Origin of the sequence: Achromobacter insolitus, assembly GCF_002209555.1 — a bacterium.
In the GTDB taxonomy this organism is placed as follows: Bacteria; Pseudomonadota; Gammaproteobacteria; order Burkholderiales; family Burkholderiaceae_B; genus Achromobacter; species Achromobacter insolitus.
Genome location: NZ_NJIF01000003.1, coordinates 1 through 15690, shown reverse-complemented (window position 1 = coordinate 15690; position 15690 = coordinate 1). Strand labels below are relative to the sequence as shown.

The window sequence follows — 15690 nt, the reverse complement described above, 5'->3', positions numbered from 1 at the left end:
TCATTGTTCTGCGAGTTCGAGCATCAATTCCAGCAACACGCTGGCGCCCGCCTCGATATCTTTGTCATGCGTGAATTCGGCGACGTTGTGCGACAGCCCGCCCACGCTGGGAACAAACACCATGCCGGTCGGGCACATGCGCGCCAGCATCTGGGCATCGTGCCCGGCGCCGCTGGGCAGCCGCCGCACGCGGTGTCCCCGGGTGCGCGCGATCTGTTCGACCCGGCCGACAATGGCCTCGTCAAACGCCACGGGTGCAAAATCGGCCAGCACCCGATGGCTCAGCGCCACCCCTTCATCCGCCGCCACCCGCGCCGCATACTCCATGCAGCGCGCGATCGCCTCCTGCAAGGCCGCGCCGTCGGTGTTGCGCAGGTCCAGTGTGAAGGTCGCGCGGTTCGGAATGACGTTGATCAGGTTGGGAAAAAGATTGACCTGCCCCACCGTCGCCAGTTGGCCACCTCCCAACTCCACCGTCAGATCCCTGGCGAAGCACGCAATGCGGGCGGCCACGATGCCGGCGTCATGGCGCAGCGCCATCGGCGTGGTGCCGGCATGGTTGGACACGCCCTGCACCGTGAATTCGATCCAATGGATACCTTGCACGCCCGTCACCGCGCCGATGGTGTAGCCCTCGTGCTCCAGCACCGGCCCTTGCTCCACGTGCAATTCAACAAAAGCATGCACCTGGTTGTTGCCAGTCGGAGCCGTACCGGCATAGCCGATACGGGCCAGGTTCTCGCCCACCGACGTGCCGTCTATGCCGACCGTGGCCAGCGCATCCGCCAACGGCAGGTCGCCTTGAAACACCAGGCTGCCCATCATGTCGGGGGCAAAGCGCGCGCCTTCCTCGTTGGTGAAGAAGGCCACCGCTATCGGCCTGTCGGTGACCACGCCGGCATCGTTCAACGCCGCGATCACTTCCAGGCCCGCCAACACCCCCAGATTGCCGTCGTAACGCCCGCCGGTGCGCACCGTGTCGATGTGCGAACCTGTCATGACGGGCGGACCGTTCTTGCGTCCGGCCCGCAACCCCACCACATTGCCGATGCCATCCACCGTCACGGCCAGGCCGAGGTCACGCATCCATTGCACGACCAGATCGCGGCCCTGCCGGTCGGCGTCGGTCAGCGCCAGGCGGCAAACGCCGCCGCCCTCGATGGCGCCTACCTGCGCCAGGTCGGCGATGCGGCGCAACAGGCGGGCGCCATCCATCCGCACGGCGTTCCGCCCGGACTGCAGCGCTGCGCCAGTCATGCCACGGCCTCGGCTTGGACTTCGGCGGCGCTCCTGCCAACGATGCGTTGATAGAGTTCCGGGTCGGTCGCCCCTTCGCTGCCGAACACCAGCACACGGCTGCCTGCGTCCAGGCCCAAGGCATCGCGCAGCGCCGGATCGGCCAGCGCCGCCAGGCAGCCGGTCAGCCCCGCAACGGCCGATTCGCCGGCGACGATGGGCGCATCGCCATACTTGCCATCAGCCAACAGGCGCACCGTCTCAAGCGCGGCCTCGTCGTCTACCGTCAGGAAAGCCTGCGCGCCGGGATGCAGCACCTCCCATGCCAGCAACGACACCTCTCCGCAGGCAAGACCCGCCATCACCGTATCCAGGTCTCCGTGCACCGCCACCGGCTTGCCGGCGCGGGCGCTCTCATAAAGGCAGGCGGCCTTGTCCGGCTCCACCACGATGAAACGCGGACGGCGCTCGCCCAATTGCTCCCAGAAATGGGCGCAGACGGCCGCAGCCAAGCCCCCCACTCCGCCCTGCAGGAACACGTGCGTCGGCAGTTCTCCATCGCCCGCCTCGCGCAACTGGCGCAAGGCCTCGTCGGCCATCACGGCGTATCCCTGCATGACGTCCTTGGGCACTTCCATATAGCCGGGATACGAAGTGTCCGAGACCACATAGCGTCCGAGACGGGCCGCGTCTTGCGCTGCCTGCCGCACCGAATCGTCGTAGTTTCCGGCGGTGCGCACTACTTGCGCGCCGTACTGCTCGATCGCCCGCTTGCGGCCTTCGCTGACGGTCGCGTGGATGTAGATCACGCATTGGCAACCGAAACGTTGCGCGCCCCAGGCGACCGAACGGCCGTGGTTGCCGTCGGTCGCGCAGGTCACCGTCATCGCCTGCGTCAGCTCCCGGTAGCGGCCGGACAGCAAATCGTCCACCGACAGATCGTCGCGCCCCAGCCGGGCCGCCAACTCCCGCAGCAGCTGGCGGCTGACCGCGTACGCTCCGCCCAGGGCCTTGAAGCTGCCCAGCCCGAAACGGCCGCCTTCATCCTTGTAGCGGATGCCTGCCACGCCCACCGCGCGCGCCAGCCCCGACAGATCGCGCAGCGGCGTCGGCTGATAACCGGGCCAGCGGCGGATCTGAGCCTCGGCCAGCGCATAGGCCTGGCCCCCCAGCACGTCAAGCTGCCTCTTGCCGTAGGGCGCGGCGGGCTCAAATGCCGGATTGGGCGCGTACTGCAGCCGGACGTTCGGAATGGGATGGTTCAAGTCAGTCTCCTCTTGAAATCAGCGATGCAAGTCGCCGTAGTGTTCGTGCAGGCGTTCGATGTTCTGCAAGCGTTCGCGCGCGGCGGCCCCGAGTTTGCGGGCGAGGGCCGAGCACAGGTGATTGATGACGCTGGTGGCGGCGACGTAGGAATCGAACACGGCCGCGCCGCTGTTCACGCATCGCAGCACCAGGTCCGAGCGGGCGGGCAATTCGGTGGCGGTGGGATCGGTCAGCACCACGACCTTGGCGCCCACCCGGTTGGCATGTTCGACAATGGGCTTGAGCAACGTCACGCGGCGCCGGAAATCCATGACCAGCAGCACGTCGTCGGGCCCCAGGTCGGCCAGATCCTCGGCCAGGTTCAACCCCGCCCCCGGCACCAGCGCGACGCCGTCGCGCAGCTGCGTCAGCAAGGCCCAGGCGTACTGCGCCAGGACCCGGCCGTTGCGAAAGCCCGCAATGCAGATGCGGCGAGCGCTGGCAAACAGTTCCACCGCGCGCTCCACGTCGCGGCTGTCCAGGCGCTCGAAGGTCTGCGCCAGGTTCTGCAGGTCGGTGGCCAGGTGCTCGGCCAGCGCGTCCCCCGTGGCGTCCGGCGGGCGCACGCCAGCCATTTCGTATAGCGGAGAGCCGCGATCAGCCTCGTCGCGCGCCTGGGCCCGGACTTCGTTGAAATTCTCGTAGCCCAGACGCCGGAAAAACCGCCCCGCCGTCGCCTTGGACACGCCCGCTTTCTGAGCCAGCTCGGCCCCCGAGTAGGCCGCGATATTGCCCAGGCACTCCAGGGTCACGCTGGCAAGCCGCTGTTCGCTGTCCGTGAAACTGTCCTGCAGCGCGAGGATGCGCTCCTGCAACACCGAAGTCATGATGATCCTGCCTTTGAAACTATGGTTTCAGAAATATATTCTCATGAAACTTTAGTGTCAACGCAAAATTTTGGATCATCGCGCCCGGTGTCGGGAACGACGCTTGCCGCCATGCCGGCGCAGTCACAGCGCGCCCGCGCTGGTCTATCATGGCTTTTTTCAGACGTGTTGTTGTAAGGAGCGTTACATGATCCGAAAGCTGATCCCCTTTTTGCTGGTCGCCAGCCTGACCGCGTGCGCCAACACCGGCGCCCCGCGCTCGTCCAGCACGCCAGCGGCCTCCAGCTCATCCAGCTCCTCCTCTTCCGCTGACGCCGGAACCAGCTATGGCGGGTCCTCTTACGGCTCGTCGTCCATGGGCGGCGGCAAAACCTGCGACGCTGCGGCCCTGCAATCCCAGATCGGCCAGAAAGCCACCCCGTCCGTCATGGAAGACCTGCGCACCCGCAGCGGCAGCGCCACCGCCCGCATGCTGCGGCCCGGGCAATTGGTCACGATGGAATACAACGCCACCCGCCTGAACCTGATCGTTGACGACAAGGACGTCATGACCGCAATCCGCTGCGGCTGACCCCAGGCGCGTGCACCGCGTAGTATTAGAGGCTCGAGCCGCTAACGACAGCCCGAATTGCAGTTGCTGCTCAGCCTAGCGCATAAGTCGATTTACGCCCCACCGCAACGCGGTGACCGCCAGCGCGATGGGCAGCACGAGGCGCCATTGCCCCAGGAACAGCTCTCGGGTCGCTTCGCCCGGCGCCCAGGTGTTGCCGAACACCTGCGGCGAAGGCGGCGCCAGGTACAGGGTGATGAGCGCGGCCGCAAAGGTCGCCAGGGTCCGCCAAGGTAACGATTGACGCAGCCTGACCGAACGCTCGGCCAGCGCCAGCGCGACCGCGCCTGCCAGACCGGCCAGGATGGCCTCGACATAGAAATCGCGCGAGCCGTACAGGTAAGGCGCATCAGGGATCAGCCAGCCGACGGCGCCGGTCGACAGCACAGAAGTCAGGGTCGCGCCGAACAGGGCGGCGGCCGAGGACAGGATCAGCAGGTCCAGGACGCGCAAGAGGAGTTTGTACATACGGAGACGGCGGGAAGTGAAGCGCATTACTCAGCGAGAACGACATTGTCGCCCGGCCGCCGGGAGCGGACGGCCACCGCTAAGGGCGTCCATGCAATTACCTAAGCTGACCGCTCGCGCCGCCCTTGAGAAATTCAAGCAGCGCTTGATTGACCTCTTCTGGAGCCTCCTGCTGCAGCCAATGCCCTGCCCCGGGGATAACTTTGCTGGCACGCAGTTGCGGCACAATTTCTGGCATGGCTTCAATGATGCGATCCATCCCGGGAATCGCCAGCCCGGTGTCCCGTTCTCCCACCAGATACAAGGCGGGGACTTCCACCTTTTTGCCCTCCAGGGCCGCCTGCAAAGCCCAATTCCGGTCCAGGTTCCTGTAGTAGTTCAGCCCGCCACGAAAGCCGCTGGTTTTGAAACCCAGGACAAAGGCATCCAGATCGCCCTGGGTAAGCCATGGCGGCAACTCCTCGGGAACTGGAAGCGGGGCAAGCAGCCCTGCCCCTTTGGCTACCATGCCAAAGGGATTTGGCGTACTCGGCTCGTCGCGCGGTCCAGCCTGACCTGACGCCGCCCAATAAATCGCGCGCAGCGTTGCGCTGATGTCCTGTTCAAATTCTTTTTCGGCAACGCCGGGCTCGCAAAAATAGTGCGTGTAAAACACTGCGGAGTCCGTCTTTGGAAACAGCCTGCTCGGCATGATCGGCGCCCTGCGCATCATGGGAACGCCCAGGGCGACCACCGCGCGAAAAACATCGGGTCGCAGTTGCGCGGCCTGCCACGCGATGCTGGCGCCCCAGTCCCCGCCTACGATCACCGCCTCTTCTGCTTGCTCGCTCTCGACCAATGCGACCAGATCGCCGATCACATCCATCGTCGTGTAAGCCGCCACGTCCGACGGGCTTTCGCTTAGGCCATAACCCCGCAGGTCGGGCGCTACCGCTCGAAAGCCCGCCTGTGCCAGGGCCGGTAGCTGATGACGCCATACATGAGATGTTTCCGGAAAGCCGTGGCACAGCAGAACCAGTGGACCCTTGCCAACGGCAGTTACGTGGATCCGGACGCCATTGACGTTTACGTGCCGCGTTTCAAGCTCAGTCATGGTGCCATTCGATAGGAAAGCTTACGGAACGTCTATAATATCGTAACTCACACTGTTATGGAATCTGGATTTCATGAGCTGCGACACTCGCTTTGCTCGCTTGTTGCATGTCCTGGTTCACATGGATTTGCGCGGCGGCACGACCACCTCGGGGACGCTCGCCAAGATGCTGCACACCAATGAGGTCGTGGTGCGGCGGACCATGGCGGCACTGCGCACAGCCGGCATGGTCAGCTCCACGGGGGGTCGCAACGGCGGGTGGACACTCGCCAAATCGCTGGACACGATTACCGCGCAAGATGTCTACGAAGCGATTTCCCACGGCGCTGTATTCGCCATCGGGCCTGCCAAGGACAACCCCGCTTGCCCTGTCGAACGCGCCGCCAATCAATTGGTAGTCGACGCCATGCGAGTCGGCGAAAAGGCCCTGCTGCAATATCTTGGCACCCGCCTGCTTTCCGATTTTGCTGCGCACATTCGGGCAACGTAGCGCTCCCCAGGATTCGTTATGGCCGCCATGCGCCGCGCATTTGCGCAAATCGGCAGGCAACAGACGAGCAATTGGCGCGCTCGGCATCGCCTGACAATCCTTGACGATTGAGCTCTGGCGATACATTACGACACACTGTAATCTTTCCCATACATACTGTGTCGCTTAGACCGAAGCCAGGCTCCGGGCCGGACGGCACCCGGCGGCACAGCCCTCTGATTGCCAGACAGCCCGCGCCGCCCGAATCCGTTCCTTGCTTTTGCCCCTCTATGCCTGCAACCCTGCTTGAATGGTCTGTGCCCGCGGCGATCCTGCTGTGCGCCCTCGGACTCTGCGCAGCACGCGTTGTTGGATTCAATACGGTGCGGTGGGGCTGCGCCCTTGGCAGCTTGGGTATTGGCTACGCCATCATGCTGGTCCAGGCCAGCGGGCTTTCCCCTTACAAGCAAGTCATCGAGGATGCTTTTATTCTGGGCGGCGTCATTTTGGCCTGTCGCGCCCTCCTCGGTCGTCGCCACAAGCAGACTTCTTCCTACATTGACGTCGCGGTGCTCTTGGCATCGACGGCAATGGTAATTGTCTCCGTCGTCCTGTTTGCCAGCGCAAAACTGGAGACGTTCTTCGTCCAGGCCTTTTGTGCACTCGTGCTCTGGCGGGCCACGATCTCCTTTGCCAGGCATGTCGCAACCACGTCGGACAGAGTGCTCATCGCCGCGTTTCTCTTCATCGCGCTGGTGCTCACGGGTCAGTGCGTCCTGTACATTGCCGCCCCGGCACCTCTGGCCTTGGGTGAATGGAGATCTTCCGTCTGGGGAACGCTGATCCAATACACCGGACTGCTGGGCAGCATTGCCCTGACCTTCGCGGTGTTCATCGCGACGAGCTATGACGCCATAGAGAAGTACCGTAACCAGGCCCAAACCGACGCCTTGACGGGCTTGCTCAACCGGCAGGGCCTCGAGAGCCTTTTCACCTCCGTTTCGAGGCCGCTCCTTGCGAATACGGCAACGCCGACCGCGTTGATCATGGCCGATATCGACAACTTCAAACGCATCAACGATACCTTCGGCCACCCGTTCGGCGACATGGTTCTGGCTCGATTCAGCGGGTTGCTCCGGCCAAACACAGACACCCAGACCTTTGCTGCTCGGCTGGGCGGGGAAGAGTTTCTGTTGCTGCTACCCGAAACGGACCTCGAACGCGCGGCAGCGGTCGCCGAGGAGATTCGCGCGAATTTCGTGGCGCAACGATGGGCTCCGCACGCTTCCAGTTCCCGCTTCACGGCCAGCATGGGCGTGATCGTGATACATGCGGGAGAACCATTGTCCGATGCGTTGAAACGAGCGGACGACTTGCTCTATCTTGCCAAGCGCAAGGGGCGAAATTGCGTTGTCGCGGGCGAGGCGCCCAACGACGCCGTGCACGGCCTTTCCACGTGCGGCGACGAAGCCAGCTGCGAGCAGGTTCACGCATAAGCAGGTGGTCCGGCGTCCTCCACCGAGGGTTATCACCTATGAAAAAAGCAGACCGCGTGCCGTATCGATGAGGCGTAGTTCTTATCCACTTGGGAAGGGATTGTCGTGGTCAACGAAAATTGCAATCGCGCGGGGTGGTCAAAATGGATAATCCTGGCGGCATACGCGGCCAATTCTGCCAACCCCGTCAGCGCGCAATCGGTCTCCAGCACCGGTCAAGTGCAACCAGGCCCGGTCCAGACACCGAATTGGACTGTCGGAAGCGATCTGATTGTTGGCGATGACCTTGCCGGGACATTGACCATCAGCGATGGCGGATCCGTGCTCAATGATTGGGCTTTCATTGGCAACTTCAATGGCGGCGTGGGTTCCCTCACGGTGTCAGGCCGCGACGGCGTTGGCGCTCCCTCCACTTGGACCAGCCTCGGCCCGGTGTATATCGGCGCCGAGTCGGGCAGCAATGGCGAAGTTCGCATTCTGGCCGGGGGATGGGCAGACAGCGCTTTGGCCAGCATCGGCGTCAATAACGGCAGCATCGGAAGCGTTGTTGTATCCGGGCCTGGGTCAAGTTGGAACCTCGCTACGAGCAATGGGTTCATGATTGGCGAGGGCGGTAACGGCACGCTGCAAATCGATAATGGCGGCGCGGTGCATAGCGGCCAGGCACTGATCGGGCGCGGCCCCGGCAGCCAGGGCAGCGTGACGGTATTGGGGCCGACATCCGTCTGGGACCCGTTCAACAATATCTACGTCGGTTTCGAGGGCCTTGGCGAGCTGCGCGTCCTGGAAGGCGCCACCGTGCGCACCGTCGGATCGTCGGCGCCAGGCGCCGCCGCATCGATCTACATCGGCAACCAGGCGGGCGGCGTCGGCACGGTGAGCGTATCCAGCACGACCTCCAATATCTCGACACTTAGGGCAAGCGATCGTATCGAAATTGGCTCGGCAGGCACGGGAACCTTGAACATCGCCAAGGGCGGGCTGGCGGTCGCCGACAGCGACACGTGGGTAACCGTAAGCAGCACCGCCACAGGCACGCTGAACCTTGTTGGCGATGCCAGCGGCCGCGGCGTGCTGGAGACCGGCTCGGTCATCAAGGGCGCCGGCAACGCCACCTTTACCCTGGACGGCGGCGTCCTGCGCGCTCGGCGCGACAAGGCCAATTTCCTGAATGGCTTCCTGACGCAGGCGATCGGAAGCGAGGGAGCCTCGTTCGACACCAACGGCTACGAAGTGGGGGTGATGACCGCGTTCTCGGGAACCTCCAGCTTCAACAAGCTGGGCGCCGGCAGGCTGACCTTGTCGGGCGACAGTTCCGCCTTCACGGGAACCACCGATATCCACGCCGGCACATTGCAGATCGATGGCGTTCTCGGCGGGCCGGTAAACGTCCTGGCGGGAGCATGGATGACCGGCACGGGACGGGTCGGTGCGACGGTCAACCGGGGCACCGTCGCCCCGGGGCCGCGCAGCGGCTTCGGTACCATCACCGTCGCAGGCAACTATACGGCCCAGGGCGGGAACCTGGAGATCCGCACCCAGCTTGGCGGGGACAACTCTCCAACAGATAAGTTGGTCGTCACGGGCGACACCGCAGGCGCGACGCCCGTCAACGTGAAGAACATGGGAGGCGCTGGCGCGTTGACCCAACGAGGCATACAGATCGTGCAGGTCAACGGGATCTCGGCGGGACAGTTCAACCTGGCGAACGGCGACTATGTCATCGAGGGGCGCCCGGCCCTGGTGGCTGGCGCCTACGGGTATGTCCTGCAACAGGACTCGGCCGACGGCGGCTGGTATCTGCGATCATCCCTGACCGACCCTGGCACACCGCCAACCAATCCGGGTACTCCGCCGACGGATCCCGGCACACCACCGACCAATCCGGGCACACCGCCTACCGATCCAGGTACCCCCCCGACGGATCCCGGCACACCGCCGGCCGGCGGCGTTTCACCCGGCGCCCCACCGCCCTTGCTGTATCAGCCTGGTGTGCCGGTCTATGAAGCCTACGCCAACACCCTGCTTAACCTGAGCCGACTGCCCACCCTGCGCCAACGGGTCGGCAACCGCCTCTATGAGTCCGCGTATGTGGGCCGCAACGGCGTATGGAGCCGGATGGAGGGCACGACGAGCCGGCTCGAGCCTTCCACGTCCACCACGGGCGCGCGCCAGGATATCGACAGCTGGAAGGCGCAATTTGGTGTTGACCGTATCCTGGCGGGTCAGGAAGAAGGATCCCGTCTGGTGGGAGGCATAGCCGTTTACTACGGCAAGGCCGACACACATGTGTTTTCGGTGTATGGCAACGGCACGATCGACACCACGGCCTATGGCCTGACACCGACCCTGACCTGGTATGGCAAGAATGGCGTCTATATCGACACACAGGCCCAAGCAACCTGGTTCGACAGCGACCTGAAGTCCCGGCTGGCCGGCAAGTTAAAGGGCGGCAGCCAAGCCAACAGCTATGGGCTGGGTATCGAAGCGGGCAAGGCGTTCGGGTTGAACGAGCGGCTGGCCCTGATCCCTCAGGCGCAGCTGAGCTACGTATCAACCCGCTTCGACAGTTTCAATGACAGATTCGGCGCGCACATTGAAAGTGACAAAGGCAACAGCCTGCTTGCCCGCATCGGTATCGCGCTGGACTACAAAAGCAATTGGCAAACTGCAGGCGTGAATCGGGAATCAAGCGTCTATGGCGTCGTCAACGTGAAACATGAATTCCTGGACGGAACCCGTGTGCGCGTGGCCGACGTACCCGCAGCCAGCCGCATGGCGCGGACCTGGGGCAGCGTGGGCGCGGGGGCAAATTACGGTTGGGGCGACCGCTATGCGATTTACGGCCAGATCGACGCCGACGCGGATTTCTCCGGCAGCTATATCGTCACCGCGACCGCAGGTTTCAGAATGATGTTTTAGATCCGCGTGGGTGCGTTCAAAAGTGGTCAGTGCAATCAAAAGAGGCAGCCACTCTCCAGCTTTGAACTGTTCAATTTGCGGGGGAGGGTCATTCTGTAGATCACGCTTTTCTTCCTTATTGCGCAAGAAGTGCCTCCACTGCATGTCGGTCAGTTACTCCAAAAAACACCTCTAATTCGTGTGCATCATGCCCCGTCCAATTCTGAACCGCGTCACGCAATACCTCCAGATAAGCTATCAAGTCGTCTTCTGGCAAATTCGGAAGAACGCTATGCACAAGAGTAACCTTATGACACGGAATCCACCCGAGATCCATCAAGCAATCGTACAGAGCATCCCAATTGAATCCAAAATACCCTGGAAACCAGAGCTGGTAATACAGCGCCCTTAACAGTTCTCCCGAGAGAGAAATTTCCGGGTCAATACGCACGTAGAAAACTTCCGCAGCGTCGCATGAGGGCATGCCATCAAGAAACTTGAATGGTGACATTCTCACCCCTAAACTATTGATTAATCTGAATAAATGTTCTGTAATGGTCCGCCGTGCAATACATCTCACCACCCTTCCCAACAACTATTCGTTGCGGCCCTGGCAGCCCATCACTTGTTCTCGCAGCACCGTCTCCTACCCATATTTTCCCCAACTGATTGGCCTCCAAAGATGAGCCTTGACCTATAGAAAAATTCGGATTCTTCGTTCCATTTCCATTCATAGCCGCAGCCAATCTTGAATCCTGGGCCGCAATATTCCTTAGGCTCTCTTGTCTTAGTTGATCCCTCAACTTTGGGTCATCTGTGCTTCGGCGTGCTCAAAACGCGTTCACCTTATCGCCCGGATTACGCCTAATCTATTGACGGGCAAGACGGCGTCTTACTTTTATCTCATTCAGCACCTCGTTCCTCGTCAGCTTCATCTTCCATATTCATCAGCATACATTTCCCTCGCATTTTAGCTACAAGACTGATGGGTTTAGAGGTTCTCGCTCCATCAATAGAAATCTCAACCATCAGACTTTGATCTGAAAAACTCTGAAGCTCTTCTATTAATTGCGCAATTGTCTTTCCACGCCACACCCAGTCCGAATTTTGATTAACTCTTGACATGATCAATCTCCCACGCGCTTCATTTCTTTATCAAAAGTTCCCGAGCGAGTACTTTTTGCCGCCAAGTTTTTTACAGAGTCCGCTCCCTTCCATGCACCACCGTTGTGTCCATCTAGATCCCTAGTTATATAAAAATCTCCTTTTTTATATACTGCCTGCCCCCCATGAACAGTCTCATTTATCTTAATGTAACCCATCGCCTCAGCAGCAGTTCTAGCCTCCACATTAGTTCTAAATACGGGAGTTTTTCCCGGCCTGATCGAGCCCACAGCGGCAGCCCCAATAGCTGCCAACTGCGCCGCCCGCTCTTCGGAAATATCGTACTTTTCTCGAAGTTGCGCCGCAAATTCGGTACTTAGCGCAACACCTACTGCATCCTGATGTTGAAAGTAATAGAAAAATAAATCCGCCTTAAGGGCTGTCGGCAGAAACTCTCCGCTAACAGCATCAAGCTCTTGGCGATATGCTGAAACATTTTCTATATAGTCGCCGTATTTTTGCCGACACGCTTCCGGACTTTGTGAGCAGACAAGAATAATAGCCTCTTGATTTGCCATGCTCAGGTCTCGGAATTTCTTTTGCACCTCCGCGCAGTTCCCAATGACATCACATGCAGTAGCTTCTGCATGAAATTGCTTTAGCTCCGCAAGAGTCAATGCGTTGTTGCTCAGCTCCGTTACCGCTGCAGTGGTGCTCGTGGCAGGGTCAAAAGACAAGCCAGTAGCAATTCCAGCCATGACGCTGGTTATCAGGTTTGATCGATTTTCCTTGTCCTCGGCGGATATGGCCTGGCCCGCGCCCTGTTCCAGCAATGCTGCCAGCACCGAACTTGCCCCTGCGCCGATAGCTCCAGATGCGCAGCTCGCATTCGCCGCTGCGGCCCCCGCGCAGCCAACCACCCCGTGCAAAGCCGCTCGCGCCAAATCTGCTTTGGTTCCCTCTCCCAAACCATCTGCAAGCTCCTTGACCTTCGAAGCACTGAGCGCCTGCAGAAAATTGACAGTCGCAGCCTGCACGAAAACGCCCACGCTACCTGTCACATTTCCAGCTGCAGCTGCGGTAAACGCGCTGAGAACTCTCCTGTACGCGCCGGCCTGCCCCCATTCCTTCTCAAGCTTCTCTGCCCGAGCCGCGGCCAAAGTGCGCTCTTCCGATGACAGACTACTATCCGTCGAACGACGCTTCAGGGCGTCTATCTCCTTCGCCCGATTTTCTAAGAACTGCCCCGCCTGCCGTTGCGCCTCCGACGCAATCTCAAAGCCCGCCTCGATCTTCTCCTTATCAAAGATCGGCTTCAGCGCATTCAAGGTGTCCGAGGTATCCCGGTTCAACGCCGCGATCGTTCCCGCCGCCGTCATCCCCGTCAGATCCTGCTGCGCCGCCTCGTCGCGGATTACGACCGTGCCGCCGCTGATGGCGCTTTGTGTGGTCGAGCTGCTGCTGCCCTTGGCGCCCACGACGATGGGTGTGCCCATGCCAAAGCCGCCGCTGCCAGTGGCGACGGACGAGCCATGCTCCTTGCTGGCGCCGCCCGCCACCTGGCCGCCTTTGGTCGTGCCCAGGCCTGCGTCTGCGCCCTTGCCGCCTCCGAAGCCGAAGCCCCCGCCGATGGACACCTGGCCGCCGCTGTATTTGGCGCGGTTCTTGATGTCCTCGGTGATCAGCGTGCCGGTGTCGAGCGTGTTCAGCCCTTGCGCCACGGCCCGGTCGCTGCTGGCGATGACGCTGCCGGCGAGCTTGGTCTCGTTCTTGACGTCGATCTGGAAGCCGCCGTCGCCTGCCCGCAAGCCCGTCTGTTCCATGACGGACTTGAAGTCGCTGTTCATCTTGCCGGCGCTGGCGTTGGCCGAGAAGCTGCTGGCGCCCTGGCAGTACGGCGGGATGCATAGACTCAGCCCGAAGCCTGCGCTCTGGTTCTTGGAGTCGTACTTGCTGCTGTCCTGCAAACTCTCCAGCAGCAGGTTGCCGCCGACGGATGCGATGATGCGTTCCGCCTCTCCCGTCGCGCCTTTGAGGGTGGTGTCCCCGCCGGATTGGATGGCCAGCACGTTGCCCGCGGTGATGAGGCTGTTGGTCCAGCTTTCGTCCTTGCCGTTGGCCTTGCCCCGGCCAAGCGACGCGCCCAGCTCCAGCGTGAAGCCATTCTGCTTGCCGCCCGTGGAGTAGCCGATGCCGATGCTGGCGCTGCTGCTCTTGCTGTCGGTCTGCTGCTCGAAGGCGTTGCGCGCGGCCTGCAGGATGACATCGCCTTCGGCCTTGAGCGTTACGGTGTTGCCGGCCGACAACTTGGAACCGGTGACGGTGATGTCGGAGTCCTTGCCCGCGCCTTGGGCAACAATGGTCAGGTCCCTGCCCGCGGTGATCGTCGAACCATGGGCGCTGGACGAACTGCGATCCGTGGTGCTGGAACTCTTGCTGGTACCCAGGCTGAGCTTGATGCTGACGCCGCCCACTTGATCGATCTTGTTGCTCGATCCGGCCTTGGCGAGTTCGGCGGCCTCGGCCGCCTTGGCGGAGGCGCGCACGGCGTCGTAGGCGTTGACGGCAGCGACGCCGGCGGTTGCCCCGGCCAGGCCCTTCATGACGGTGTTGTCCGTCTTGCCCGCGGCTTCTGCCATGCGTATGCCGGTCTGCACGGCACTCACGATGGGGTTGCTGGCGGTAAGCGTCAGCCCCGTCTGCTTGATCTCATGGAACTCCTTCTCTTGCGCGGTATCGAGCGCCGCGCCGATGGTCACCTCCTGGCCGATCAGCGTGATGTCGCCCTGGCGCGCGAGGACATTGCTACCGGTAATGTCCAGCGCTTTGCCGGCCTTGATGAGCGCATCGCCTTCGACGCTGCCGACCGTGCTGGCGGTGTTGATGACTTGCTCGCCATCGATCCAGTCGGTTTGCTTGCGGGTGCCATAACTGAAGCCGCCCATTGCGCCGAAGCCGGACTTCTTGACCATCTTGTAGTCGTAGCGGTCCTCGGCGTTCTGGCCGGGCAGGAGGTTCACGTCGCGTTCGGCGGACAGGACCAGGTCCTTCTGCGCGCCGACATTCGACCCCGCCACGTTCAGATCGCGCCCGGCCATCAACACGGCCGTATCGCCCGTAAAGGTCGAGGCCTTGGCCTGTTCCCAGTCGCTGGAGGTGATGGTGTGCGTGGTCTTGGACGAGAGGAAGCGCTTGGTCTTGTAGCGGACCTCGTCGTAGGCCGAGCCGGTTTCCGCACCGGCGGCCAGGTGGAGGTCGCGTCCGGCGCCCACGGCGAGGGCCTTCCCGGCGGTGACCTCGGCTGTGCGCGCGTTGATGTCCTGGCCCGCGACCAGCGCAAGGTTACCGCCCGCGGTGACGGTCGAGCCAATCTCGGCGCTGGTGCTGAGGCGGTGACGATTCCTGGCGTTCAGGACCAGGGATTCACCATGGCTTTCAGTCAGGGTTTCCAACGCGATGTCGCGGCCGGCCTGCAGACGCGCGTCGTCCTTGACCGAGACTTGCGCCGCGGTCAGCGTGATGTCACGTCCGGCTTGTAGGAGGAGACTGCCGGCATCCACGCGGGACATGCCGCTCACGTGCGTGCCCCATGTGCTGCCGAAGTTCTCGGCAGCCGAGGTGGACGTCAGTGCGATATCGCGCCCCGCCTTCAGGGCGACGTTGTCGCCCTTGATCAGCGATACCAGGTTGGTCAGGTCCTCGCGCGCGGCGAGGTCGACCGTAGCGCCCTGGATCAGGCCGCCGCGCTGGTTAACGATGTTGCCCGCGGTCATGACGGTGGCTGCGCGCGCGCCGATGGTGCCGATGGTGCCGCTGTTGACGATGTCGCCTTCGGCCTCCAGCTTGACGTTGCGTCCGGCCATGAGGGTGCCGTCGCCCTGCAGGTCGCCTTCGCGCACCAGCAGGTAGACCTGCGGGACCAGCACGGACTCTGTCGTGCCGTCGGGCAGCGTGACGGTCTGTTCGACCAGCCAGACCAGATCGGTGGTGAGCCGGCGCTGTTGCGCCTCGGTCAGCGCGACGCCGAGCTGGATGTCGTTGCTGCGGGCGAACTGGGCGCCGGCGGCAAGCAGGGCCTTGTACTGGCTGTCGTTGTCGCTGTACGTGTCGAGGAAGCGCTGGCCGGTGGTGGCCAGGATCTGGTCGGACACGAGCTTCTGCTCGTAGAAGCCGTCGCCCAG

General features: G+C 62.2%; 12 protein-coding genes. 4 read left to right on the top strand and 8 right to left on the bottom strand.

Going from position 1 to position 15690, the window contains the following annotated elements; all coding sequences use genetic code 11:
• Genes CEY08_RS10365 through CEY08_RS10355 form a run of 3 tightly spaced genes read right to left on the bottom strand, consistent with a single transcriptional unit; the run spans position 1 to position 3368 of the window.
• The gene (locus CEY08_RS10365) at positions 1–1257 is read right to left on the bottom strand and encodes a M20 family metallo-hydrolase (protein WP_063962414.1); all 1257 of its coding nucleotides are present in this window, start codon (positions 1255–1257) and stop codon (positions 1–3) included.
• The gene (locus tag CEY08_RS10360) at positions 1254–2501 is read right to left on the bottom strand and encodes a diaminopropionate ammonia-lyase (RefSeq protein WP_063962413.1); all 1248 of its coding nucleotides are present in this window, start codon (positions 2499–2501) and stop codon (positions 1254–1256) included. Before CEY08_RS10360 ends, CEY08_RS10365 begins: the two co-directional genes overlap by 4 nt.
• Positions 2502–2519: 18 nt before the next feature.
• The gene (locus CEY08_RS10355) at positions 2520–3368 is read right to left on the bottom strand and encodes a MurR/RpiR family transcriptional regulator (RefSeq protein WP_042793807.1); all 849 of its coding nucleotides are present in this window, start codon (positions 3366–3368) and stop codon (positions 2520–2522) included.
• Between the two features lie 187 nt (positions 3369–3555).
• Here CEY08_RS10355 and CEY08_RS10350 point away from each other — a divergent pair, with 187 nt between their 5' ends.
• The gene (locus tag CEY08_RS10350) at positions 3556–3939 is read left to right on the top strand and encodes an I78 family peptidase inhibitor (protein WP_042793808.1); all 384 of its coding nucleotides are present in this window, start codon (positions 3556–3558) and stop codon (positions 3937–3939) included.
• Between the two features lie 75 nt (positions 3940–4014).
• Here the strand turns inward: CEY08_RS10350 and CEY08_RS10345 are convergent, their stop codons facing one another.
• Positions 4015–4446 (bottom strand): hypothetical protein, encoded by a 432-nt coding sequence (locus tag CEY08_RS10345; protein WP_076813823.1) that lies wholly within the window; start codon positions 4444–4446, stop codon positions 4015–4017.
• A 97-nt stretch (positions 4447–4543) separates the two neighbouring features.
• Positions 4544–5539, bottom strand: a complete 996-nt coding sequence (locus tag CEY08_RS10340; RefSeq protein WP_063640081.1) for an alpha/beta fold hydrolase — start codon at positions 5537–5539, stop codon at positions 4544–4546.
• Between the two features lie 73 nt (positions 5540–5612).
• Here CEY08_RS10340 and CEY08_RS10335 point away from each other — a divergent pair, with 73 nt between their 5' ends.
• The 3 genes from CEY08_RS10335 (at position 5613) to CEY08_RS10325 (ending at position 10426) form a co-directional block, all read left to right on the top strand.
• Positions 5613–6029, top strand: coding sequence for an RrF2 family transcriptional regulator (locus CEY08_RS10335; RefSeq protein WP_076813826.1), 417 nt, complete (start codon positions 5613–5615; stop codon positions 6027–6029).
• Positions 6030–6298: 269 nt separating this feature from the next.
• Complete coding sequence (locus tag CEY08_RS10330) at positions 6299–7504, top strand: GGDEF domain-containing protein (protein WP_076813828.1); 1206 nt, start codon at positions 6299–6301, stop codon at positions 7502–7504.
• Positions 7505–7609: 105 nt separating this feature from the next.
• Positions 7610–10426: an autotransporter family protein gene (locus CEY08_RS10325; protein WP_076813830.1), complete on the top strand. Its 2817-nt coding sequence runs from the start codon at positions 7610–7612 to the stop codon at positions 10424–10426.
• A 115-nt stretch (positions 10427–10541) separates the two neighbouring features.
• On the opposite strand, the gene CEY08_RS10320 is transcribed toward CEY08_RS10325, so the two are convergent.
• The 3 genes from CEY08_RS10320 to CEY08_RS10305 all read right to left on the bottom strand — a co-directional run bounded on the left by CEY08_RS10320 (position 10542) and on the right by CEY08_RS10305 (position 15660).
• Entirely contained in the window at positions 10542–10916 is a 375-nt protein-coding gene (locus tag CEY08_RS10320) for a barstar family protein (RefSeq protein ID WP_076813832.1), read from the bottom strand.
• Positions 10917–11308: 392 nt separating this feature from the next.
• On the bottom strand, positions 11309–11530 hold the full coding sequence (locus CEY08_RS10310; RefSeq protein ID WP_076813834.1) for a hypothetical protein: 222 nt from the start codon (positions 11528–11530) through the stop codon (positions 11309–11311).
• Positions 11531–11532: 2 nt separating this feature from the next.
• Positions 11533–15660, bottom strand: a complete 4128-nt coding sequence (locus CEY08_RS10305; RefSeq protein WP_249278895.1) for a hemagglutinin repeat-containing protein — start codon at positions 15658–15660, stop codon at positions 11533–11535.
• Positions 15661–15690: the final 30 nt, after the last annotated feature.